Annotated in this window: 22 protein-coding genes; 16 read left to right on the top strand and 6 right to left on the bottom strand. The window is 31.9% G+C overall.

Annotation, left to right across the window (positions count from 1 at the left end; translation table 11 throughout):
* Nucleotides 1-12: 12 nt before the first annotated feature.
* From BMY86_RS04610 to BMY86_RS04600, 3 genes are all read right to left on the bottom strand, one after another.
* Nucleotides 13-354 (bottom strand): hypothetical protein, encoded by a 342-nt coding sequence (locus BMY86_RS04610; protein ID WP_143065595.1) that lies wholly within the window; start codon nt 352-354, stop codon nt 13-15.
* Nucleotides 355-449: 95 nt separating this feature from the next.
* The gene (locus BMY86_RS04605; protein WP_091465850.1) at nt 450-1,439 is read right to left on the bottom strand and encodes an aspartate-semialdehyde dehydrogenase; all 990 of its coding nucleotides are present in this window, start codon (nt 1,437-1,439) and stop codon (nt 450-452) included.
* 119 nt (nt 1,440-1,558) lie between these two features.
* Nucleotides 1,559-2,551 (bottom strand): TlpA family protein disulfide reductase, encoded by a 993-nt coding sequence (locus BMY86_RS04600; RefSeq protein WP_091465847.1) that lies wholly within the window; start codon nt 2,549-2,551, stop codon nt 1,559-1,561.
* A 167-nt stretch (nt 2,552-2,718) separates the two neighbouring features.
* Here BMY86_RS04600 and aspS point away from each other — a divergent pair, with 167 nt between their 5' ends.
* The 16 genes from aspS to BMY86_RS04520 all read left to right on the top strand — a co-directional run bounded on the left by aspS (nt 2,719) and on the right by BMY86_RS04520 (nt 17,824).
* Nucleotides 2,719-4,473, top strand: a complete 1,755-nt coding sequence (aspS, locus tag BMY86_RS04595; RefSeq protein WP_091465844.1) for an aspartate--tRNA ligase — start codon at nt 2,719-2,721, stop codon at nt 4,471-4,473.
* 119 nt (nt 4,474-4,592) lie between these two features.
* Nucleotides 4,593-4,793: a cold-shock protein gene (locus BMY86_RS04590; RefSeq protein WP_091465841.1), complete on the top strand. Its 201-nt coding sequence runs from the start codon at nt 4,593-4,595 to the stop codon at nt 4,791-4,793.
* Nucleotides 4,794-4,970: 177 nt separating this feature from the next.
* Nucleotides 4,971-5,336 (top strand): NADH-quinone oxidoreductase subunit A, encoded by a 366-nt coding sequence (locus BMY86_RS04585; protein ID WP_091465839.1) that lies wholly within the window; start codon nt 4,971-4,973, stop codon nt 5,334-5,336.
* A 15-nt stretch (nt 5,337-5,351) separates the two neighbouring features.
* Entirely contained in the window at nt 5,352-5,900 is a 549-nt protein-coding gene (locus BMY86_RS04580; RefSeq protein WP_091465836.1) for an NADH-quinone oxidoreductase subunit B, read from the top strand.
* Between the two features lie 2 nt (nt 5,901-5,902).
* A complete protein-coding gene (locus BMY86_RS04575) occupies nt 5,903-6,430 on the top strand; it encodes an NADH-quinone oxidoreductase subunit C (protein WP_091465833.1) in 528 nt (175 codons plus the stop codon).
* A 1-nt stretch (nt 6,431) separates the two neighbouring features.
* The gene (locus BMY86_RS04570; RefSeq protein ID WP_091465830.1) at nt 6,432-7,670 is read left to right on the top strand and encodes an NADH-quinone oxidoreductase subunit D; all 1,239 of its coding nucleotides are present in this window, start codon (nt 6,432-6,434) and stop codon (nt 7,668-7,670) included.
* 75 nt (nt 7,671-7,745) lie between these two features.
* On the top strand, nt 7,746-8,276 hold the full coding sequence (locus tag BMY86_RS04565; RefSeq protein ID WP_091465828.1) for a complex I 24 kDa subunit family protein: 531 nt from the start codon (nt 7,746-7,748) through the stop codon (nt 8,274-8,276).
* 4 nt (nt 8,277-8,280) lie between these two features.
* Nucleotides 8,281-9,645, top strand: coding sequence for an NADH-quinone oxidoreductase subunit NuoF (gene nuoF / locus BMY86_RS04560; protein WP_091465826.1), 1,365 nt, complete (start codon nt 8,281-8,283; stop codon nt 9,643-9,645).
* A 49-nt stretch (nt 9,646-9,694) separates the two neighbouring features.
* Complete coding sequence (locus BMY86_RS04555) at nt 9,695-10,714, top strand: NADH-quinone oxidoreductase subunit G (RefSeq protein ID WP_091465823.1); 1,020 nt, start codon at nt 9,695-9,697, stop codon at nt 10,712-10,714.
* Nucleotides 10,714-11,745, top strand: a complete 1,032-nt coding sequence (nuoH, locus tag BMY86_RS04550) for an NADH-quinone oxidoreductase subunit NuoH (protein ID WP_091465821.1) — start codon at nt 10,714-10,716, stop codon at nt 11,743-11,745. The genes BMY86_RS04555 and nuoH overlap by 1 nt, the downstream gene beginning before the upstream one ends.
* Nucleotides 11,746-11,752: 7 nt before the next feature.
* Entirely contained in the window at nt 11,753-12,298 is a 546-nt protein-coding gene (locus BMY86_RS04545) for a NuoI/complex I 23 kDa subunit family protein (protein WP_091465819.1), read from the top strand.
* A gap of 2 nt (nt 12,299-12,300) precedes the next feature.
* Nucleotides 12,301-12,804 carry an NADH-quinone oxidoreductase subunit J family protein gene (locus BMY86_RS04540; RefSeq protein WP_091465816.1) on the top strand — a complete coding sequence of 168 codons (504 nt, stop codon included), beginning with the start codon at nt 12,301-12,303 and terminating at the stop codon, nt 12,802-12,804.
* Entirely contained in the window at nt 12,804-13,124 is a 321-nt protein-coding gene (gene nuoK / locus BMY86_RS04535; RefSeq protein ID WP_091465813.1) for an NADH-quinone oxidoreductase subunit NuoK, read from the top strand. Before BMY86_RS04540 ends, nuoK begins: the two co-directional genes overlap by 1 nt.
* A 7-nt stretch (nt 13,125-13,131) precedes the next feature.
* Nucleotides 13,132-15,012 carry an NADH-quinone oxidoreductase subunit L gene (gene nuoL / locus BMY86_RS04530; protein WP_091465810.1) on the top strand — a complete coding sequence of 627 codons (1,881 nt, stop codon included), beginning with the start codon at nt 13,132-13,134 and terminating at the stop codon, nt 15,010-15,012.
* A gap of 4 nt (nt 15,013-15,016) precedes the next feature.
* Nucleotides 15,017-16,447, top strand: coding sequence for a complex I subunit 4 family protein (locus BMY86_RS04525; protein ID WP_091465807.1), 1,431 nt, complete (start codon nt 15,017-15,019; stop codon nt 16,445-16,447).
* A gap of 9 nt (nt 16,448-16,456) precedes the next feature.
* Nucleotides 16,457-17,824: an NADH-quinone oxidoreductase subunit N gene (locus BMY86_RS04520; protein ID WP_091465804.1), complete on the top strand. Its 1,368-nt coding sequence runs from the start codon at nt 16,457-16,459 to the stop codon at nt 17,822-17,824.
* Between the two features lie 196 nt (nt 17,825-18,020).
* Here BMY86_RS04520 and BMY86_RS04515 read toward each other — a convergent pair whose 3' ends face one another.
* The 3 genes from BMY86_RS04515 to bioA all read right to left on the bottom strand — a co-directional run bounded on the left by BMY86_RS04515 (nt 18,021) and on the right by bioA (nt 25,559).
* Nucleotides 18,021-22,793 (bottom strand): choice-of-anchor D domain-containing protein, encoded by a 4,773-nt coding sequence (locus tag BMY86_RS04515; protein ID WP_177177124.1) that lies wholly within the window; start codon nt 22,791-22,793, stop codon nt 18,021-18,023.
* 346 nt (nt 22,794-23,139) lie between these two features.
* Nucleotides 23,140-24,288, bottom strand: a complete 1,149-nt coding sequence (locus BMY86_RS04510) for a beta-ketoacyl synthase N-terminal-like domain-containing protein (RefSeq protein WP_091465800.1) — start codon at nt 24,286-24,288, stop codon at nt 23,140-23,142.
* Nucleotides 24,282-25,559 (bottom strand): adenosylmethionine--8-amino-7-oxononanoate transaminase, encoded by a 1,278-nt coding sequence (bioA, locus tag BMY86_RS04505; RefSeq protein ID WP_091465798.1) that lies wholly within the window; start codon nt 25,557-25,559, stop codon nt 24,282-24,284. Before bioA ends, BMY86_RS04510 begins: the two co-directional genes overlap by 7 nt.
* Nucleotides 25,560-25,587 lie beyond the last annotated feature (28 nt).

The raw sequence follows: 25,587 nt of genomic DNA, 5'->3' as shown, positions 1-25,587 counted from the left end.
AAATACTAAAATTTAAACTACAGGTGGACCTCGATGCGAGTAAAATAAAAATTCTTTTTCTTTTACGATAGACTCGTAAGCGTCAGAAAAATGAAATTTAGGTTGTGGTACGAATAGATTTAACACATAGATATCTTCCGATAAAAAGGCCGCGAATTCGAAATCACAAATCGGACAATCTTCATGGTTATCTACTGAAACTTGAGTTTTAGAAGAATGTTTAAAAACAACTTCTTCATGTAAATGATGATGTTCATTATCCATAAAAATATGCAACGACTGATAGCAAATAGCAAATAATATTGCCAAAGCCATTACGACATTTATTTTTAGTTGAATTTTTGAAACCTTCATGATGCGAAAATACTGTTTTATTTTCGAAAAAATGTTAAAAAAAACCATAAAAAAAGAGCTTTAAAAAAGCTCTTTTAATATTATTTGTTTTGAATTTAAACCAAATTATTCGCCACTAAATACTCTGCAATTTGAATCGTGTTTGTAGCAGCACCTTTACGTAAATTATCAGCAACAATCCACATGTTTAATGAATTTGGTTGACTTCCATCTCTACGAATTCTACCTACAAATACATCGTCTTTACCTTGAGAATAAAAAGGCATTGGGAATGTAAATGTATCCACATTATCTTGTACTGTAACTCCAGGAGTTTGACTTAAAATAGAACGAACTTCGCTTACTTCAAAATCATTTTCGAACTCAACATTTACCGCTTCACTGTGTCCACCAACAACTGGAATTCTAACTGCAGTAGCTGTAACAGCGATTGTTTTATCTCCAAGAATTTTTTGAGTTTCACGAACTAATTTCATTTCTTCTTTCGTGTAATCGTTCTCTTCAAAAACATCACATTGAGGAATTGCATTTCTGTGAATTTGGTATTTATAAGCCATTTCACCAGAAGCACCAGCATATTCATTTTCTAATTGTCTCACTGCTTTTACACCCGTACCAGTAATTGATTGGTAAGTAGAAACAACTATTCTTTTAATATCGTATTTTTTATGCAATGGAGCTAAAGCCATAACCATTTGAATAGTTGAACAGTTTGGATTAGCGATAATTTTATCTTCTTTTGTTAATTCTGAAGCATTAATTTCTGGAACGATTAATTTCTTAGTTTCATCCATTCTCCATGCTGAAGAATTATCAATTACTGTTGTTCCAGCTGCAGCAAATTTAGGTGCCCATTCTTTTGAAGTTTCTCCTCCAGCAGAAAATAAAGCGATATCTGCTTTCATATCAACTGCCGTTTGTAAACCAACTACCTTATAAGTTTTTCCTTTGTATTCAATTTCTTTACCAACTGATTTCTCTGAAGCTACAGGAATTAATTCAGTTACTGGAAAATTTCTTTCTGCTAACACTTGTAGCATTACTTCACCCACCATACCAGTGGCTCCTACTACGGCTACTCTCATTTTTTATTTATTTTAATTTGAAAGCGCAAAATTAATAAAATTTCACTAACTTTTTTAACAAAATTTGTTTAATTTAACAATCTGTTGTTTTTAAAACAAATTATTAATTCTAACAATTTCTACTTTAAAACCGTATCTAATAAAGTTACTAATTCTGGTGAAGATGGTCTAGGTGCATCTGCATTAACAATTTTTCCATCAGGTCCGATTAAAATAAATCTTGGAATACCGTTAATTTTATATCCTTGAACAAAATCAGATTTCCAATCTTTATCTGCTAATAATTGGATTCCACCTAAATTTTTATCTGTTACAAACTTATTCCATTTTTCTCTATTGATTTGCTCATCAATTGAAATACTTACAAACTCGATGTTTTTCCCATGATAAGCTTGTTCTGTTTTTTGTAAAAAAGGAATTTCTTGACGACAAGGTCCACACCAAGTTGCCCAAACATCAACATAAACAAATTTCCCTTTTAAATCTTCTAAAGAAGTAAATCCACCTTTATGGTTTTCATATTTAAATGTTGGAGAAGCAGAACCGTTTAATTTTTTTACTTCTAAACTTCCTTTTAAATATTGAGTTAATCCAAATAATTCTTTCTCAGTAGTTTCTTTAAACCTAGCTGCAAAAGTTGCATCTAAATTAGCAGGCATAGAATTGAATATTCCATCTTTAAATTTTTTAACTCCAGCATTTAATTCTTCTTCAGTAGAAACTTTCATCAACTCTTCAATTTGAGCATCTTCATCAGATAAAGTTCTTTTAGCTAAAAAGTTATTTTCATTAGCACCATTCCCTTTAAATGCAATTGTTTTGTCAAAATCTTTATAATCTACAGCAACTTGAAGATCTGATTTACTCGTTAAGTACAAATCTGCATATTGCTCATCTACTTCCAATTTATACATTCCGTCTTTTGCTTCAAAAGTACTGTTGAAATTTCCTTTTTTATCAGCTACAATCATTTGACTAAAACCTCTTGACTTTACATAAATAGTATCTGTAGGTTTATTAGTAATTTTTGCAGAAAATTTAACTTGTGCCGAAGCCGTTAACGAAAATAGCCCTGCAACAGCTGCAAATAAAAATGTTTTGTTGTGTGTCATTTTATAAATTTTAAAAAAATAAAAAGGTAAATATAAATGATTTAAAAATATTATCCCCTAAAAATTTGTTAAGATTATTATTCTTTAGACTGCATAAAATTTAAAATTATTATACTTTTGCACTCGAGACCGAAGGTCGAACTGTTTAAAACAAAAAAATAAAACAAATGTTTAGAAGTTATACTTGTGGCGAGTTAAATGCCTCACATATTAATCAGGAAGTTACTTTAGCGGGTTGGGTACAAAAATCACGCGATAAAGGATTTATGATTTGGATTGATCTACGCGACAGATACGGAATTACACAATTAATTTTAGACGAAAACAGAACAGATAAAACCATTTTTGAAAAAGCAAAATCTTTAGGAAGAGAATTTGTTATTCAAGTAAAAGGAACTGTAATTGAACGTGAGTCTAAAAATCCAAATATGGCTACAGGAGAAATAGAAATTCTAGTTTCAGAATTAACTATTTTAAATGAAGCACAATTACCTCCATTCACTATTGAAGATGAAACAGACGGTGGAGAAGATATCAGAATGAAATATCGCTATTTAGACATCAGAAGAAATCCTGTAAAAAACAGTTTATTATTCCGTCATAAAGTAGCTATGGAAGTTAGAAATTATTTATCTAACCAAGGATTTTGCGAAGTTGAAACACCTTATTTAATTAAATCTACTCCAGAAGGAGCACGCGATTTTATCGTTCCAAGTAGAATGAACGAAGGTCAGTTTTATGCTTTACCGCAATCACCTCAAACGTTCAAACAATTGTTAATGGTTGGTGGAATGGATAAATACTTTCAAATTGTAAAGTGTTTCCGTGACGAAGATTTACGTGCTGATAGACAACCAGAATTTACACAAATTGACTGCGAAATGGCTTTCGTTGAACAAGAAGATATTTTAAATCAATTTGAAGGATTAACCCGTCATTTATTAAAAGAAGTTAAAGGTATTGAAGTAGACAAATTCCCAAGAATTACCTATGAATATGCTATGAAAACATATGGAAATGACAAACCAGATATTCGTTTCGGAATGGAATTTGGTGAGTTAAATGAAGTAACAAAACATAAAGATTTCCCAGTATTTAATGCTGCAGAATTTGTTGTTGGAATCGCTGCTCCAGGATGCGCTTCTTACACAAGAAAAGAAATTGATGCTTTAATTGATTGGGTAAAACGCCCTCAAATTGGAGCAACAGGAATGATTTACTGTAAATATGAATTAGACGGTAGTTTAAAATCATCTGTAGATAAATTTTTCGATCAAGAAGACTTGAAAAAATGGGCTGAAATTACAGGCGCAAAACCTGGTGATATGATTTTTGTTTTATGTGGAAACACAGACAAAACCAGAACTCAAATGTCGGCATTACGTATGGAATTAGCAACGCGTTTAGGATTAAGAAATCCGAATGAATTTGCACCTTTATGGGTTTTAGATTTCCCTTTATTAGAATGGGACGAAGAATCTGGAAGATACCATGCAATGCATCATCCATTTACATCTCCAAAACCAGAAGATTTACATTTAATCGGAACTGAACCAGGAAAAATTAGAGCAAATGCTTACGACATGGTTTTAAACGGAAATGAAATCGGTGGAGGTTCTATTCGTATTCACGATAAAGACTTACAAGCAAGAATGTTCGAATTATTAGGTTTCTCAAAAGAAGAAGCTGAAAACCAATTCGGATTCTTAATGAATGCTTTCCAATACGGAGCGCCACCACACGGAGGTTTAGCTTTTGGATTAGATAGATTAGTAGCTATTTTAGGCGGACAAGAAACGATTAGAGATTTTATTGCGTTCCCTAAAAACAATTCAGGTAGAGATGTTATGATTGACGCACCATCTACAATTGACGACAAACAATTAGAAGAATTAAATATTTCAGTTGTAGTAAACAACTAGTTAAAATTCAAATCAAACGAGAAAAGCGAACTAAAAAGTTCGCTTTTCTCGTTAAAAAACTTGTTTGTTTCAATTAAAATTCTATCTTTGGAAAATTATTAATAATTATTACGCATAATATGCAAACAGGAAAAGTTAAATTCTTCAATGAAACTAAAGGTTTTGGTTTCATCACTAACGAAGATACTGGTAAAGACATTTTTGTTCACGCAACAGGAATCAAGGTTGAAAACTTAAACGAGGGAGACCGTGTTAGTTACGAAGAAGAAGAAGGTAGAAAAGGAATTGTAGCAACGAACGTTGTAGTTATAAACGATTAATTTATCACCATTTAAGCGCTTCCCATAAAGAAGCGCTTTTTTTATGCACTTTTTTCTTATTTAGAATCATTATAAAATATCTTCATTTTCATAAAAATCACTTCTTAATAGGGTTTTAATTTTGATAATACGCTAATACAAATTATTTTTGTAGCTATTATTTAAATTAACTTAAAAATGCAAACTTCACAACATGATTTTGTGCCAATTATAATGCAGGTTTTACTTGCAATTGGCTTTGTTGCTGGTACAATTTTAGTTTCAAACTTATTGGGACCAAAAAGATCTTCTGCAAACAAAGATAAAAGTTTCGAATGTGGAATTGAATCAGTAGGTAACGCTCGTATTCCATTCTCAGTAAAATATTTCTTAGTAGCCATTCTATTCGTATTATTCGATGTAGAAGTAATTTTCATGTATCCTTGGGCCGTTAATTTTAAAGAAATGGGTATGGAGGGATTATTGAAAATGGGTGTTTTTATGATCTTATTACTAATCGGATTCTTCTATGTTATCAAGAAGAAAGCATTAGTTTGGGAATAATTTAGCAATTGAATTATGGAAAAGAATAAAGTAAATATGGTTGATGCTCCAGAAGGACATGTTGGTGAAGGTTTCTTCGCTACAAAATTTGACCAAGTAGTTGGATTGGCTCGTGCTAATTCATTATGGCCATTACCTTTTGCTACATCTTGTTGCGGTATCGAATTTATGGCAACAATGGCATCGCATTACGATTTAGCTCGTTTTGGATCTGAGCGTGTAAGTTTCTCACCAAGACAAGCAGATATGTTACTTGTAATGGGAACAATTTCTAAAAAAATGGCGCCAATTTTACGTCAAGTTTACGAACAAATGTCAGAACCTCGTTGGGTTATTGCTGTTGGTGCTTGTGCTTCTTCTGGTGGTGTTTTTGATACGTATTCCGTTTTACAAGGAATTGATAAAGTAATTCCTGTAGATGTTTATGTTCCAGGTTGCCCACCACGTCCAGAACAAATTGTTGATGGCGTTATGCAATTACAAGAGTTAGTTAAAAATGAATCTCAAAGAAGAAGACATTCTGCTGAATATAAAGAATTGTTAGCTTCTTATAATATAGAGTAATAATGGCTTTAGAATCATTAGACATACAAAATAAATTACAAGAAACATTTGGCGACAATGTGAAGTATTTCAGAACAGAATACGACATGTTTGTTTTTGAAGTTGATTCTGACGTAATTTATAACGTTATTAAGTTTTTAAAAGAAGAACCTTCTTTAAACTTTAATTTCTTAACAGACTTATGCGGTATTCATTATCCAGATAGTCAAGAAAACGAAAAATTTTGCGTAGTGTACCACTTACACAATTGGTTCGAAAACAAAAGAATCAGAGTAAAAACGTTTTTAAACGGTACGAATCCAGAAGTAAAATCTATCACCTCTTTATATAATTGTGCAGATTGGATGGAAAGAGAAACGTTTGATTTCTACGGAATTCAATTCGAAGGACATCCAAATTTAGTTCGAATTTTAAATATGGACGAAATGGTTTCTTTCCCAATGAGAAAAGAATACCCAATGGAAGATTCTGGAAGAACAGACAAAGACGACCGTTTCTTTGGTAGAACCGTTAATAATACAACAATCTAACATGGGAAAAGTAGTACTACCAGCAGATCACAGATATTATAAATATATCGAAGAACGTCACAACGAAGACGGAAGCGAATTAGCTATCTTAAACTTAGGACCAACTCACCCTGCTACTCACGGAATTTTTCAAAACATCCTATTAATGGATGGTGAAAGAATTTTAGATGCAGAACCTACAATTGGTTACATTCACAGAGCTTTTGAAAAAATTGCCGAAAATCGTCCTTTTTATCAAATCACTCCTTTAACAGACAGAATGAATTATTGTTCATCTCCAATCAACAACATGGCTTGGTGGATGACAATTGAAAAATTATTAAATATAGAAGTTCCAAAACGTGCACAATATTTACGTGTAATTGTTATGGAACTTGCTCGTATTACTGACCACTTAATTTGTAATTCTATTTTAGGTGTAGATACAGGAGCTTATACTGGTTTCCTATATGTATTCCAATTCCGTGAAAAAGTATACGAAATCTATGAAGAAATTTGTGGTGCTCGTTTAACTACAAACATGGGAAGAATTGGTGGTTTCGAAAGAGATTGGTCGCCAAAAGCATTTGAATTATTAGATACTTTCTTAAAAGAATTCCCTATTGCTTGGAAAGAATTTGAAAATTTATTTACAAGAAACAGAATCTTTATCGACAGAACTGTAAACGTAGGTGGAATTTCAGCAGAAAAAGCAATGGCTTACGGATTTACAGGTCCAAACTTAAGAGCTGCAGGTGTTGATTACGATGTTCGTATTGCACAACCTTACTCTTCATATGAGGATTTTGAATTCAATGTTCCTGTTGGAAAATCTGGAGATACATATGATAGATTCTGTGTTAGAAATGCAGAAGTTTGGGAAAGTTTAAGCATCATTCGTCAAGCGTTAGATAAAATGCCTGAAGGAAACGAATACCATGCAGATGTTCCTGATTATTACTTGCCTCCAAAAGAAGATGTATACAATAATATGGAAGCCTTAATTTACCACTTTAAAATTGTAATGGGAGAAGTTCCTGTACCAGTTGCAGAAATTTATCATCCAGTTGAAGGTGGAAATGGTGAATTAGGTTTTTATTTAGTAACAGACGGAAGTAGAACTCCATATAGATTACATTTCAGAAGACCATGTTTTATTTATTATCAAGCATATCCTGAAATGATTAAAGGCGCTATGTTATCAGATGCCATTGCAATTTTATCAAGTTTAAATGTAATCGCAGGAGAATTAGACGCTTAAAAATTATGAACTAAGAATTTAGAATTCAGAATCAATTTTCTAACTTCTAAACTCTAATTTCTAAATTAGAAAAAAATGGAAATATCAAATATCAAACAAGAGATAAATATTACTGAAGCGTTAATGACTCGTATTAACGAATTAATCAGTCATTATCCTGCAGATAAAAAGAAATCGGCATTAATTCCAGTTTTACATGAAGTACAAGATGCACATGACAACTGGTTAAGTGTAGAACTTCAACAAAAAGTAGCTGAAATTTTAGACATTCTTCCTATTGAAGTGTATGAAGTTGTTACTTTCTATACGATGTTCAACACTAAACCAATTGCAAAATACATGTTCGAATTCTGTAGAACATCTTGTTGCGCAACTCGTGGTGTAGAAGATTTAATGGAATATGCTTGCTCTAAACTAGGAGTAAAAGAAGGAGAAATTACTTCAGACGGAATGTTTCAAGTAGTGGGTGTAGAATGTTTAGGCGCTTGTGGATATGCTCCAATGTTGCAATTAGGCGATTTTTATCACGAAAAACTTTCTAAAGAATCTTTCGATAAATTAATTGAAGATTGCAAAGCTGAAAAAATAACTTTACACGATAAATAATATCATGGGAAGAAAAATATTATTAGACAAAGCCAATATTCCAGGGATTAAAACCTATGAAGTATACCGCGAAAATGGCGGTTACAAATCAGTGGAAAAAGCATTAACTATGCAACCAGACGACATTACTGAAGAAGTAAAAACTTCAGGTCTTCGTGGTCGTGGTGGTGCCGGTTTCCCAGTTGGAATGAAATGGAGTTTTATTGATAAAAAATCAGGAAAACCTCGTCACTTAGTTTGTAACGCAGACGAATCTGAACCAGGTACGTTTAAAGATCGTTACTTAATGGAATATATTCCTCACCTTTTAATTGAAGGTATGATTACTTCAAGTTACGCACTTGGATGTAATTTATCGTACATCTATATTAGAGGTGAATACATGTGGGTTTTCAAAATATTAGAAAAAGCAATTAAAGAAGCTTATGCTAATGGTTGGTTAGGTAAAAACATCAAAGGTTCGGGTTACGATTTAGATTTATATGTTCACGTTGGTGCGGGTGCATATATTTGTGGAGAAGAAACAGCTTTAATTGAATCTTTAGAAGGTAAAAGAGGAAATCCTCGTATTAAACCACCATTCCCTGCCATTTCAGGATTATGGGCTAACCCAACTGTAGTAAATAATGTTGAATCCATTTCAGCTGTGCCTTGGATTGTAATGAACGGAGGTGCTGAATATGCTAAAATTGGTTTAGAAAGATCTACAGGTACTAAATTAATTTCTGCTTCTGGACATATTAAAAATCCAGGTGTTTTTGAAATTGAAATGGGTATCACTGTAGAAGAATTCATCAATTCAGACGAATATTGTGGTGGAATGATTGACGACAGACCTTTAAAGGCTTTAGTTCCTGGAGGTTCATCGGTGCCCATTTTACCAGCACATTTAATATACAAAACCGCTGCCGGAACAGATCGATTAATGACTTATGAATCGTTATCTGATGGTGGTTTCGCGACTGGATCTATGTTAGGTTCTGGAGGATTCATTGTTTATAATGATACAACATGTATTGTTAGAAATACTTGGAATTTTTCTCGTTTCTATCACCATGAAAGTTGCGGACAATGTACACCTTGTCGTGAAGGAACAGGTTGGTTAGAAAAAATCTTATGGAGAATTGAAAACGGTCAAGGTCGTGAAGAAGATATCGAATTACTTTGGAACATTCAATCTAAAATAGAAGGAAACACAATTTGTCCACTAGGTGACGCTGCTTCTTGGCCAGTTGCTGCTGCAATTCGTCATTTTAGAGAAGAATTTGAATATCACGTAAGATTCCCAGAAAAAATTAAAGATAGAAACCATTTTGTTGCTGAACCTTTTTCGAAAGTACAACATTTAGTAAGCAAACAATCGGTTTAAATAGAATTATTACATAAAAAGATTCTGAAAAGAATCAAACATTTATAACATGAAAGTAACCATAGACGGACAAAGCGTTGAAGTAGAACCAGGAACAACTATCCTGCAAGCTGCTCGTATGATTGGAGGCGATTTAGTGCCACCAGCCATGTGTTATTATTCTAAATTAAAAGGAAGTGGCGGTAAATGTCGTTGCTGTTTAGTTGAAGTTTCAAAAGGAAGTGAAGCCGATCCAAGACCTATGCCAAAATTAATGGCGTCTTGTGTAACAGGTTGTATGGATGGAATGGAAGTAAATAGTAAAAATTCTGAAAGAGTAACAGAAGCTAGAAAATCTGTAACAGAATTTTTATTAATCAACCACCCTTTAGATTGTCCAGTTTGTGACCAAGCAGGAGAATGTAGCTTACAAGATTTAAGCTTTGAACACGGAAAATCTGAAACTCGATTTATAGAAGAAAAAAGAACTTTTGAACCAGAAAACATTGGGGATAAAATTCAATTACACATGAATCGTTGTATTTTATGTCAACGTTGTACAACTTTAGCAGATCAATTAACAGATAAAAGAGTTCATGGAGTTTTAAACCGTGGCGATCATGCGCAAATTTCAACATGTGTTTCTGCGGCAATTGACAATGAATTCTCTGGAAACATGATTGATGTATGTCCGGTTGGAGCATTAACTGATAAAACGTTCCGTTTTAAAAGTAGAGTTTGGTTTAACAAACCATTCAATGCTCATAGAGATTGCGACAAATGTTGTGGAAAAACTACCGTTTGGATGTTTGGTAACGAAATTCAAAGAGTAACTGGAAGAAAAGACCAATACGGAGAAGTTGAAGAATTTATCTGTAACACATGTCGTTTCGATAAAAAAGAAGTTTCTGATTGGACTATCGAAGGACCAAGAAAATTTGAGAAAGATTCTGTAATCAATCAAAACAATTACGTTCGACCTTTAGAAAAAGTAGTTATTGAAACAGAGAAAAACATACTTTTAGGTAGAGATATTGACCGTAAAAAAATTAGTATGACAGGTGTTCCATTAAAAAATACGGATAACTAATGGATAGTGTATTTATCATAGAAAAAAGTGCAATTATTGTTGCAGTATTCGCTTTAACCATGTTAATGGCCATGTACTCAACTTGGGCAGAACGTAAAGTAGCCGCTTTTTTACAAGATCGTGTTGGACCAAACCGTGCAGGTTGGGGTGGATTATTACAACCTCTTGCCGATGGTGCCAAATTATTTACTAAAGAAGAATTTTTCCCAAATACACCAAATAAGTTCTTATTCATTTTAGGGCCATTTATCGCTATGAGTACAGCTTTAATTACAAGTGCTGTTATTCCTTGGGGTGATAAAATCCATGTATTTGGAAAAGATGTTTTATTGCAAGCAACAGACATAGATGTTTCTGTATTATACGTTTTTGGAGTATTATCAATTGGTGTATATGGAATTATGATTGGTGCTTGGGCATCTAACAATAAATATTCATTAATGTCAGCAGTTCGTGCTTCTTCTCAGATGATTTCTTACGAAGTAGCCATGGGATTAGCGATGATTTCCATCTTAATGATGTCGGGTTCGTTATCTTTAAAAGAAATCACAGTAATGCAAGCAAATGACGGTTGGAATATTTTTTATCAACCATTAGCTTTCATTATTTTCTTAATCTGTTCATTTGCTGAAACAAACAGAACACCATTCGATTTAGCAGAATGTGAATCGGAATTAATTGGTGGTTATCATACTGAATATTCTTCAATGAAAATGGGATTCTATTTATTTGCTGAATACGCGAATATGTTCATCTCATCAGCCATTTTATCAGTAGTTTTCTTAGGAGGTTATCATTTCCCAGGAATGGATTGGGTAAACGCAAATTGGGGAATTAACATTGGTGCAATATTAGGATTCTTAGCTTTATTTGCAAAAATTTGTTTCTTTATCTTCTTCTACATGTGGGTAAGATGGACGATCCCTCGTTTCCGTTACGATCAATTAATGCATTTAGGTTGGAAAATATTAATCCCGTTAGCTGTTATCAATATTATTATAACAGGAATTGTAATGGTTTTATTTAAATAGTAAGAAAATGTCAGTACAACAAATATCATTATCAGGAAGAAAAATTGAAGTTTCCAACAAGGAAATGACATTTTTAGAACGAATTTATCTTTGGACAATTTTAAAAGGTTTATGGACCACTTTAAAACATTTATTTAGAAGAAAAGTTACCATAAAATATCCAGAAGAAACAAGAACAATGAGTCCGGTTTACAGAGGACAACACATGTTAATGCGTGACGACGAAGGAAGAGAAAGATGTACCGCTTGTGGATTATGCGCTTTATCTTGTCCGGCTGAAGCTATTACCATGAAAGCAGCTGAAAGAAAACCAGAAGAAAAACATTTATATAGAGAAGAGAAATACGCAGAAATTTATGAAATCAACATGTTGCGTTGTATTTTCTGTGGTTTATGTGAAGAAGCTTGTCCAAAAGAAGCTATTTACTTAACTAAATCTAAAAAAATTGTTCAAGCTAATTATGAAAGAGAAGATTTCATTTATGGTAAAGACAAATTGGTTATGCCTTTAGAAATGGCAATTAAAAACACGCAATCTAATAAAGTAAATTAATTATGTTATTATACGTTTTTTATATTTTATCAGCCATAACGTTAGGAACAGCTTTTTTAACTGTTATTAGCAAAAATGCGATTCATAGTGCTATTTATTTAGTAGTTTGTTTTTTCTCTTTGGCTGGACATTACTTACTATTTAACGCACAATTCTTAGCAGTTGTTCATATTATCGTATATGCCGGTGCCATTATGGTATTATTACTATTTACGTTAATGTTAATGAACTTAAATAATGAAGACGAAACTTCGAAACCATTGTATACAAAATTTGCAGCTGTAATTTCAGCTGGTTTATTATGCTTGGTTTTAATTGCTGCCTTAAGAAAAGCATTACCAGAAAACATTGAATATGTAAATTCTGGAACCGATTTTCAATCAATTAAAGTACTTGGAAAAGTATTACTAAACGAATATGCTGTTCCGTTTGAATTTGCATCAGTTTTACTTTTAGTTTCTATGATTGGAGCAGTATTAATTTCTAAAAAAGAAGAAAAAATATAATTATGAATATTTTAGAAACAGTTGGCATCAACAATTACATCATGCTTTCAGCATTGCTGTTTTGTATCGGTGCGTTTGGACTTTTATATCGTAGAAACGCAATCATCATGTTTATGTCTATTGAAATTATGTTGAATGCGGTTAACTTACTTTTAGTTGCTTTTTCATCTTACCATGAAGATCCATCAGGGCAAGTATTCGTATTTTTTACAATGGCTGTTGCTGCTGCTGAAGTTGCAGTTGGTTTAGCTATTTTAGTTTCAGTATTTAGAAACATAGGAAATATTGACATTGATAATTTAAAAAACCTAAAAGGATAATACGGAAATGAATACTACTATATTACTTTTATTATTTGCACCGTTAGTTGGTTTTTTAATCAATATATTTTTCGGTAAATCATTAGGTAAAACTGTTTCAGGTGTTATTGGTACAGCTACAGTATTTATCTCTTTTTTATGTACTTTATGTTTATTTTCTCAAATTAATTCTGGTGCTGAAACGATTAAGTTTCATTTAGCAGATTGGTTTACAGTAGGAAGTATTAAAGTTAACTTTTCATTCTTATTAGATCAATTATCTGTCTTATGGTTATTGTTCGTAACAGGAATTGGAACGTTAATTCACTTATATTCTATCAGCTACATGCATGATGATGAAAACATGCACAAATTTTTCTCTTATTTAAATTTGTTCGTATTCTTCATGATTGCTTTAGTGGCAGGAAGTAACTTATTAATTATGTTCATCGGTTGGGAAGGTGTAGGATTATGTTCTTACTTACTAATCGGATTCTGGTATAAAAATCAAGATTATAATGATGCTGCGAAAAAAGCATTCATCATGAACCGTATTGGAGATTTAGGTTTCTTAATCGGAATTTTCATTTTAGGTTATACTTTCAACACGTTGGAATTTTTAGAAATTAAATCTTTATTAGGTAAAGATGTAATCTCTCCTAGCCTATTATCAATTGCTGCTTTATGTTTATTCATTGGAGCGTGTGGTAAATCGGCACAATTACCATTATCTACTTGGTTACCGGATGCAATGGCCGGACCAACGCCAGTTTCTGCTTTAATTCACGCAGCAACAATGGTAACAGCAGGTATTTTTATGGTAACAAGAATGAATTTCTTATTCGATTTAACTCCAGATGTACAAAATGTAATTGCTATTGTGGGTACAATCACAGCGGTTGTTGCAGCATCTATTGGGTTAGTTCAAAACGATATTAAAAAAGTATTAGCATATTCTACGGTATCGCAATTAGGTTTAATGTTTTTAGCATTAGGTTTAGGGGCGTATGAAGTAGCCGTTTTCCACGTAATTACACACGCTTTCTTTAAAGCTTGTTTATTCTTAGGTTCTGGTTCTGTAATTCATGCGTTACACGGAGAGCAAGATATGAGAAATATGGGTGGTTTAAGAAAAGTAATGCCAATTACATTCTGGACTATGATGATTTCAACATTAGCCATTTCTGGTATTTTCCCATTCTCAGGATTCTGGTCTAAAGATGAAATTTTAATGACCGCTTTCCATGCTAATATTCCATTATGGGTTATTGGTTCGATTGCTTCAATCATGACAGCTTTTTATATGTTCCGTTTGATGTATTTAACTTTCTTTAACGACTTTAGAGGAACAGAAGAACAAAAACATCATTTACATGAAAGTCCAGCTTTAATTACTGTTCCATTAATTATTTTAGGAACTTTAGCTGCTGTTGGTGGTGTAATTAGTTTACCAGGAAACAGTTGGTTAAACCATTATATGGCTCCTTTATTTGCTCATAAAGCACATGGTGAACATCATTTAGATAGTCAAGCATATATGTTAATGGCAATTGCAACTATTGGTGCTTTAGTCGGAATTGGAATTGCTTATTCAATGTATCTGAAGAAAAAACAAGTTCCTGTTGCTGATAATGAAGTACAAGGCTTACACAAAGTTTTATCTAACAAATATTATTTAGATGAAATTTATATGGCAATCATCGTAAAACCACTTTATGCTATTTCAACTTTTGCTAAGAATTTTATTGAAAAATACTTATCAAAAACGGTATTTGGTTTTGGAAGTGCAACGTATGCATTGTCTATACAAGGTAAAAGAATTCAAAATGGTAATATTGGTGTGTATTTATTCGCATTCATATTAGGTATTTGTGGGTTTTTAATTTATTTATTTAATATCCGAAATTAAGATAATGAATATTAGTATCGTTTTAATCGTATTATTAGTTGGCGCAATTGCCACTTATGTATCAGGAAACAAATTAGCATCTAAAATTGCTTTACTTACAAGTATTGCTGCATTTGGAGCTACTTTATATGCTTTAAATGCATTTAATGGAGGTGAAAATTTAGATGTTAATACAATTTGGATTAACCGACCAGCGGTAAACTTCGCACTACATGTAGATGGTTTATCTATGGCTATGTTATTATTAACTACAGGTTTATTACCTTTAATTATAGCATCTGGTTTTGTAACAAAATTTGAAAATGAAAAAGCTATTTATGCTTTAATGTTATTCATGGGATTTGCCATGGCTGGAACATTTTTAGCAGCTGATGGATTTTTATATTATATCTTCTGGGAAATTGCTTTAATTCCGATTTACTTCATCGCATTAAAATGGGGTAATGGTGATATCGAAGCAAGAAAGAAAGCCATTTTAAAATTCTTTATCTACACTTTCGCAGGATCTTTATTCATGCTTTTAGCGTTCATCTATTTATACACAAAAGGTGGAAGTTTCGACATTAATAAATTATATGCTTTACAATTAAATAGCACTGAAAAAACATATATTTTCTTCGCATTCTTTTTAGCTTATGCGATTAAAATTCCAGTAGTTCCTTTCCATACTTGGCAGGCAAACACCTATAGCAAAGCACCAGGAGTTGGTACTATGTTATTATCGGGTATTATGTTAAAAATGGGATTATACAGTGTTTTAAGATGGCAATTACCATTATCTGATAGCGCTGCAAAAGAATATATGCCAATTATTGTAGCTTTATCTATTGCTGGTATTATTTATGGTGCTGTTGTAACTTTAAAACAAAAGAATATTAAAAAATTATTAGCGTATTCATCGTTATCACACGTTGGATTAATTGCTGCTGGTTTATATTCTTTAACTATTGAAGGGTTTCAAGGTGCCGTTTTACAAATGCTTTCTCACGGTTTAGTAATAGTTGGATTATTCTATGTTGTAGAATTAATTTATAACCGTTACCATACTTATGAAATTAAAGAAATGGGTGGTATTAGAATTCAAGATACATACTTTGCTTCTTTATTCATGATTATCATGTTAGCTTCAGTTGCTTTACCAACTACATTCAACTTTATTGGAGAATTCAATTTACTTTACAGTTTATTTAAAGTAAATATGTGGTATGCAATTATTGCAGGAACTACAATTATTTTAGGAGCCTTTTATATGTTACGCATGTTCCAAAAAGTAATGTTAGGTGGAGAAACAAAATCATTCCAAAAAATCTCAAAACAGGAAAGTATTGTTTTAGTGATTATAGTAGTTGTTACTATTTTCTTTGGATTATTCCCACAGCCAATTATCGATTTAATCGAACCAAGTTTACAATCAATTTTAACACAAATAAAATAATCATACAAAATGAGTACATTAATTGCTATAGTAGGAATCGGAATATTTTGTTTGTTAGCAGAAATAATGAATCTGCGTAAGATTATTATTCCTGTGACAATTGTCTCTTTAATGGCATTGTTTGGTTTAACATTAACAGGAAACCTTCCTGAAATTAAAGGTTATGAATCTATGATTGTTATGGATTCATATGGTAAAATATTTTCATGTTTATTTATTTTATTAACAGCCTTATTAGTATTACAAAGTGCACCTAGTTATGTAAAAGGCACAAAAGTATCAGATTTTATTTCTATTAAAGTTTTTATGCTTTCTGGAGCAGTTGCTATGGTAACTTTTACTAATATGGCAATGTTTTTCTTAGGTATTGAAGTATTATCAATCGGACTTTATGTATTAGCAGGAAGCGACCGATTAAATATTAAAAGTAATGAAGCGGGAATGAAATATTTCTTAATGGGTTCTTTTGCTTCTGGTATTTTATTATTTGGTATTGCTATGCTTTATGGTGCAACAGGAGCATTTGACGTTGCAACTTTACAAGAAGCTTCTATTTCTGCTAGTACAGAATATTGGTTTTATATCGGAGTAATTTTAATTACAATTGGTATGTTATTTAAAGTAGCAGCAACACCAATGCATTTTTGGGCTCCAGATGTTTACGAAGGATCGCCAACGCAAGTAACAGCAATGATGAGTACTTTAGCTAAAGTAACCGCAATGGCTTCTTTCTTTAAATTGATTACCATTTTAAATAGTCAAATGTTATACAGCTATACTGAAGTAATTATTGTTGTTACTATTGCAACGATGTTATTTGGTAACATTATGGCTTTACGTCAAAAGAAAATCAAACGTGTTTTAGCTTATTCTGGAGTTTCGCACACTGGATTTATGTTATTAACATTATTAAATATCAACGAAGCTCAAAACAATTTATTGTTTTATGCAACTTCATATGCAATAGCAGGTTTAGCAGCGTTTTCAGTTGTTTTATTTGTAATTAAAAATGAAGATAACGATCAAATTGATAACTTCAATGGTTTAGCTAAAAAATCACCTTTAATGGCTTTTATCATGACCATTGCATTATTGTCTATGGCAGGTATTCCAATTTTAGCTGGTTTCTTTGCTAAGTTCTTCTTATTGAGTCAAATTATCACTAGCGGATTTATTGGATTAGCTATTGTAGCAATTATCAATTCTATGATTGCAGTATTCTATTATTTCAAAGTTATTGTGGCTATGTATACTAAAGAAGCTGAATACGAAAAAGAATATGCAAATCATTCTGAATATTATATTGTAGGAATTGTAGCTGCTATTTTATTATTAGTAATCGGATTATTCCCAGATGCTTTAATGAATTTATTATAAGCTATAACTTAAATTTATATATTGAATCCCAACTTAATTTGAGTTGGGATTTTTTATTGAAATAAAATAGAATACAGTAAACTTCATTTTTGTATTTAAATACATCAAATACTTTTATTTAAAACATCCAATTAAAAACTAATAATCCCAACCTGTTTCCAAGTTGGGACTACTTTTTCCTTTTATTTTTCATGAATTATTTAATACTGATCTTTTTACTTATTGTTCCATTTGAAGTTTCTACTTTAACAATATACACTCCAGAATTGTGAGCTCCCATTTGAATTTGAATCTCATCTTGTTTTTCATTTTGAACATTCCATGTTTTAACTAGCTGTCCTACTAAATTATATAAATAAACATTTTTAACTGACACATTTACATCATCGTTTGTAATTTGTAAAAATTGATTAGCATTTTCATATTTAACACTAACTACATTTTCAATTTCAACCTCTTCTACTCTGTTTTGTACAACACTTGTAACGTTTCTATTATTGAATGTTAAATAAAATCTATCGTTATAAGTTCCAGGTGCAAGTTTAATTTTGAAAGCTTGTGTTTTAATATTATGGAACAAACCAGTTTCAGCATCATAAATGAATATTTTTCTATTTGCATCAAAATTTTCAACACCATCTAAAACGAATTCAACAAAGTTAGTTTGATCTGTTTTAACACTTAATGCATGTCTAATTACTTCATTAAATTCACCTACACCTTGAATGATTAATTTATCATTTCTATTTTTGAAATACATATCATTTGAATGTTCGTCCATAAGTGGACCATCATATCCAGGATCAAAATTAGAAGTTGCTTTTCCATCCATGAAACCTAATAAAATTTGTCTATGATAATTATTCGATGAATTGAACCCTAAACGAATTTTAGCATAAGGATTTAAATTATATGCATCATTTGGATTAATCTCTGCATTTGGATTAGCATTTACTACATTATTATTAGATCTAAACATTTCAAATGAAGCTGGATTATCTTCTTTCACAAATATTCTTTGCGAATTATTAAAATTGATAGTACCTCCAGTTGCGCTTCCATAAACAAAGAAACCTTGACCTACAGGAATAAATCTTTGAGCAATTTTTGTATTTCCACCTAAACCTGCAATTCCTGCTGGCGCAATTGGAGGAACTCCTCCAACTTTTGTGTATGCTGCATAACCACCTTGATAATCTTGTAAAATGTGTGAATTATTTAAAGGAGAATGTTCCCAATAATAAATAGTTCCATTAGTTGTTGATTGTCCTGCAACTGAAGAAACATTATCATCAATAAATTTATCTGCATCTATTGCAGAAGCATATGGATTTCCACTTAAATTCAAATTATTAGCAGAAATTGGATTAGTAATCGTTCCATTATATGGTTTACCTATGAACGTATAATTTTGTTTTGGAGATGCGGCTCCGCTTCCTTTCATCGTATAACCTTGAGAAGGACTTAATGTACCTGTTTCTAAAACTTGTGTCCAGTTTGCATATACACCAGTTACGTTTTGGAATTTATAAATCCAATAACGTGCAATACTGATAGGACTAGTTGGAGATCCATTATATCCTCCTATCCAATTAATTGTAGCTGGACTTGCAGGATTAGTACCATCTCTCATTACAGATGCAACAGTATAATTACTATTGTTTATACCTCCGTTAACAGGACTTACAGGAGAAGACCAATAATTATAGTTAAATAAATTTGAAGTTCCTTGTTGATCTCTTTCAATCCAACCATCACTTGATACTTCTAAATCGCTATTAGTAGTTTGTACTAATTGAGATCTACCAACTAAATCAATTACACCATCTAATAATAAATACCAATCATTTTGCAATTTATTATCATTATTCATATAGATCATTACTCCAGGATTTAAAATTAATCCTAAATCTGTAGAATTTGCTGGTTCTGTAATATTGTGTCTAACATCAACAATAGACCAATCGTAATCCATAATATCCATTCCTCTAATTTCTTTAGTTGGACTATTTACAGCTGTTGCGAAGTCACCCGTTCTTTCAGTAATAAAAGGCATTGGAGCTTGTTGAACATTAATTACTTTATGATTGAATATTTTCGTTCCAACTAAATCAATAGCAGGCGTTGATAAATCGTCAATAATATCATCTTTATAAACATCCATTCTATAATAACGCACCATATTTGCATAAGGCAAAGCACCAACATCTTTAGGAACCACTTCTCCTCTAATTTGTGTTGCATTATCCTTTACTTCTTGGTACACCATTCTTTGTAATTGTGAATCTGTTAAACCAATATTAAATACACGAACTTCATCAATTTTACCTTTAAAGAATGTGTTATTGGCAATAGGATTTTTACCAAGAGTTAATACAGAAGCATCCGCAGCAATATTACCTGCTAAAGCTTGAGAAGCAACAAGTAATCCGTTTAAATACAATCTTAAACTTCCACCTGAATAAATTGCTGCTACATGATACCATTGATTAGTATTTAAAGCAGTGTTGTAAGTAACTGTAGTTCCATTCACAGTTGCTTGTAATCTTTTTATGTTAGAAACTTTTAATTGGAAATTATTTTGACCAACAATAATTCCATCAGCATTATATCCATTTGCTAAATTGATCCATGACATTAATGTTGCTGAAGGTAATCCTCCTAAAATAGCTGTACTTTGTGCATAATCATTTCTACCATCAAATTCTAATAAAAGTTTTCTATTTAAATCTCTTGGAGAACCAAAATAAGCCGTATTAGTATCAAATAAATCTACAATTCCATCTTTATCAATATCTGTTAAAGTATCAATCACTCCATCATTATTGGCATCTAATGAAGCATATAATGTATTAGCAATATCAAAGGTACTTCCATTTCTTGTTGTATCTAAATAATCTGGAGAGCCATCACCATCTGTATCTAAAACATAATCTAAAAATGGAGCAATATTAGAACCCTGATCTAAGTTTCCATAAATATTAAAACCATAATCGTATAAATCCAGAATTCCATCACCATAACCTTCTACAATTCCATCTCCATTAGTATCTTTACTTCTAAACGTTTCAGTATCTGCACCGTCACCTCTTCCATCTCCAGTAATGTCTCCATCACCATTTACAAATCCAGGAACAGCATTTGTGTTTCCAGCACCTGATTCATCTACATCAAAAAGAGTATCATTGTCTGAATCTAAGTCCATATAGTTTGGCGCACCGTCACCATCAAAATCTGGGGCATTTAAAATTCCTTCAGCACTATCGTGTAAACCATTTGCATTGGCGTCCATCCAAGCAACATCCATTTTACCTTTAGCATTACTTAAACTTCCTAAACCAACTTCAATAATATCTTCAATACCGTCATTATCAGAATCTAAATCAAAAACATCCGCAACACCGTCTCTATCTAAATCGCATAATGCTTGTGTAATTAAGATATCGTCTAAAGCTAAGTCGTTACCTAAACCACCCGTTTCATTATTGATGAATATTACATTAAAGGCATCTACATTTAAATTTAAACTAGCAGTAAATTGAACCCAATTTCCTGCTAAATTTCCTGCAGTAGTTGGTGCAATATTTCCAGTACTAATTGAAGTGATAAGATTGTTATTTACATCTCTAAATTCAACTCTTACATTAGGACGTAATCTTGTAGCGATACCTGGCGCATCGGTTCTATCAATATTTAATACCCAAAAACTATAGGTAATTGGAATATTTGGTAAAGCGCCAGTAATTGAAGCAGTATAGAAAATTCCAGGAGTATAAGAAGCATTAAAGATAGCCATTCTTCCATTAGGATCACCAGTATGATCTCCGCCCATATGCCAATAGGTAGGAGCCCAAGAAGCAATTTGGCAACTTGATGCAACAGCATATTCACCATCATTTAGATCTGGAGAACTTAATGTTGGACAAGCAGCCGTATTTGGAGCTCCAACTCCATTTTCATAACAATACGTTGTTATTGCGTTATATGTAGTATTAATAGTAGTTCTAGGACCTGCACCAAAAGATTCATTTAAAAATTTATAATTTACTTTCGGACCATTAGCATTATTACAATTTGTTTCTTCAGTAATATCGCGAATTCCATCATTATCATCATCAACATCGATATTATCGAAAATTCCATCACCATCACTATCAAAGAATGTTTGAATACAAACCCCAATTAAATTATAATTGTATGGATTTTCATTAGCATCGTTATTTACAATAGAAATAGTAGCTGTTTTAGTACCTATAGCAGCTGGATTAAATGTAACAACAAAAGATGTATTTCCGCCAGGAGCAACAATTGCTGCTGGAAGTGTAGTTACTGAAAAGTCTGCTGGATTAGCACCAGAAAACGTAATAGCTCCTAAGTTTAAAGCAGCTGAACCTGTATTATATACAAAATAAGTTCTATTAACTCCAGCACCAATAGAAGTTGTTCCATAATCTGTAAAATCTATTATTGAAGGTGTTATATCTCCATCAACAATAGAGTTTGCATTTCCTTGAACATCCATTTCAGGCTGTTGTACAGCATTACCTCTAATCGCAAATACATACGTTAAAGTTCCTGCATTATTTGTATATCTTACTGTAATTGTAGCATTTTTAATGCCAGCTGGTGCAGTTGGAGTAAAACGAATAACTAAATTCGGAGAAAAAACAGTACCTAAACCGTTTAATAAACTTCCACCTGTTGGTCCAGAAATTATTGAAAAATTAGAAGCACCTGTGCCAGAAATTACTACCGCAGGGCTAGCGAAAGAAATTCTTCGTGAAGCGTTTGTACCGCCAACACCGTCATTTCTTAATACAAAAGTATTATCTTGTGTAGAACCAATGTTAACATTTCCGAAATCGGTAAAATCAACCAAACTTGGTGTGATGTCTCCGTTCGCAATTGTATTACCATTTCCGCTAATAACTAAATTAGCATTTTGAGAATAACTTACGTAAGTAAGCATAAAAAAAACTAGTGTAGAAAATAGTTTTTTCTTTAAAGAGGTAATTTTTTTTATCATAATCTTGGGGAATTAGATTAATAACTAATTTAGACTCAGCGCATTGTTTTCATTTTTTAAATTAATATTAGGGTGTGATTTAATTTTTCTTATTGTATTTGTTAAAATTATGCATTTTATGTTAACAAAAAAATATTAATTTGTTAAATTATTTAATAAAATGACTATTTTTTTGAATTATTACAAAAAGGTTTACAGATTAAATTTATTTAATAAAATTAATCTGATAATAAAAAAACGACAAGAGGAGTTAAAAATCCGACAAAATACTGTTAATCAGAATTTTCTGTTATTTTTCTAACAAAATACTAACGGCATTTCCACCAAAACCTACAGCATTAACAAGAATTTTTTGTAACTTATTAGATTTTAAATTGGTATAAAAGGGAGAATTTATGAATTTTTGATGTTGCAACATTAAAATTGCCAATTCCAAACTCAACATTCCAGAAGAAGCAAAAGTATGTCCAACTTTCCATTTATTTGAAGTCAACATAGGTAAATCTCTATTAAAAATAGCTTTAATAGCTTCCATTTCAGTGTTATCTCCTTGAATGGTACCAGGTGCATGCATAACAATTGCATCAACATCATTTAAATCTGTTTGCCCAAGTGCCATTTTCATTGATTTTTGAAAACAAACGGCATCGGTAGAAATAGAAGTTCCGCTTGAAAGGATTTCTGTAGCATAGCCAATTCCAATAATTTTAGCTAACGCATTTTCTGATGCTAAAGAAATAGACATACAAGAAGCTGCTTCACCTAAAACCATAGTATTTGAAGTTTTTGAAAAATCTAAACTTCTACAAGCTTTTTCATTTTCTTCGTTGGAATATACTTTTAATGCAGATAACTGACTTAACGTAAAAGGCGTTAATGGCGCTTCACTTGCTCCTACTAAAAACTGATTGGACATGCCTGATTGCAACCACGCAATTCCATTTAATAAGGCATGTAATCCTGTTGAACAAGTAATAGAATGCGAAATTTCAGGACCGTTAGTTAATAAATCATGGGACACCCAACTTGAAATATTACCTAAAGTTGTAGATGGTGAAGCAAATGTAGAAACACTGCCTTCATTTATAAAATCAGAATGATGTTTTTCAAACAAAGCAGTTGCACCACGAGAAGAACCAAAATTAATTCCGACATTTTCATTTGAAAAACCACTTTCTTTAAAACATTTTCTAGCCACTAAAATCGCCATTAAAACCGACTTATCTAAATGTTTGTATTTAGAATCCGAAGCGATTATTTCATTTAATAATCCATTTTCTTTTTCAGCAAATTTAGATACCCAATATGATTTTTCATTGGCATCCATTTTTTGAAACAACGCTTGATCATGTAAATAATTCGTCCATATTTCATCAGCAGAAGAACCTAATGCAGAAATGGAAGCAATTGAATTAATGAAAACGGGTTGTTTTAACATGGAATTTCGTTTAAAGCTTGTTCGATTACCGAATAAACGTATTGTAAACTTTCTTCGGAAATAATATAAGAAGGTAAGATATAAATGATATTACCAACTGGACGCAAAATTACACCTTTATCAATAAAATAATTATAAAATTGGTTCCTTAAATTACTATAATACCCTTGTTTTTCTGAAACTTCAACCTCTAAGGCAAAAATAACACCTAAAACACGAGTTGTTTTTACTTTTGGATGGTTGGAAATATGCTTTTCATATTGAAGATGTGAAGCTGTAATTTTACCAATATTTTCAAATATTTCCGGATTTTTCAATAACGAAATACTTACTAAAGCAGCCGCACAACCTGTTGGATTGGCTGTAAAAGTATGTCCGTGAAATAAAGCATGATTTACATTATCACTCACAAAACCATCAAAAATTTCTTGAGTAAATGTAGTAATTGCCATCGGAATAGTTCCACCTGTTAAAGCTTTACTCAAACACATCATGTCGGGTTGGTTTTGCAAATAATTACACGCAAACATTTTGCCCGTTTTTCCAAACCCCGTCATAACTTCATCTGCAATAGTAAACACTTCATTTTGCTTACAAATTTCAATCAAACTATCTAATTCTGAAGCTTCATACATCACCATTCCAGCAGCTCCTAATACTAATGGTTCAAAAATAAAAGCTGCTACTTCATTTTCTGCAATTGCTTTTTTCAAAGCCAACTTAGAAACTTCTTCATTACCTTTTGTTGGAACAGGAATACGAACTACTTTAACTAAAGCATCTTGAAATGCTTCCGTAAACATTCCAATACCACTTACTGCCATTGCACCAAATGTGTCGCCATGAAAGGCATCATCAAACGCAATAATCGTATCTTTTTTGATTCCTTTATTATAATGAAATTGTAAAGATGCTTTAATAGCAACTTCTACAGCTGTAGATCCATTATCAGAATAGAAAAATTTTCTTTGATTTGAAGGTAAAATTTCCACTAATTTCTCTGCTAATTCTACTACTACATTATGCGTAAAACCACCAAATAAAACATGCTCTAAAGTGGTAAGTTGTTTGTAAATCGCATCAGCAATAAACGTATTGCTATGGCCGAAAGGATTAACCCACCAAGAAGCAATTGCATCTATATATTGTTTCCCATTTTCATCCCATAAAAATTCATCTTTACCTTTAACGATTGCTGGAAAATGAGAATAAATTTTATGTTGTGTATAGGGATGCCAGTTGTATAAACTATCTTTTTCTGAAATTGTCATGTTCATGGGGACTTTTTATTCACACAAA

This window comes from Flavobacterium urocaniciphilum, from assembly GCF_900110615.1.
GTDB lineage: Bacteria > Bacteroidota > Bacteroidia > Flavobacteriales > Flavobacteriaceae > Flavobacterium > Flavobacterium urocaniciphilum.
This window is presented reverse-complemented; position numbering and strand designations above follow the sequence as displayed.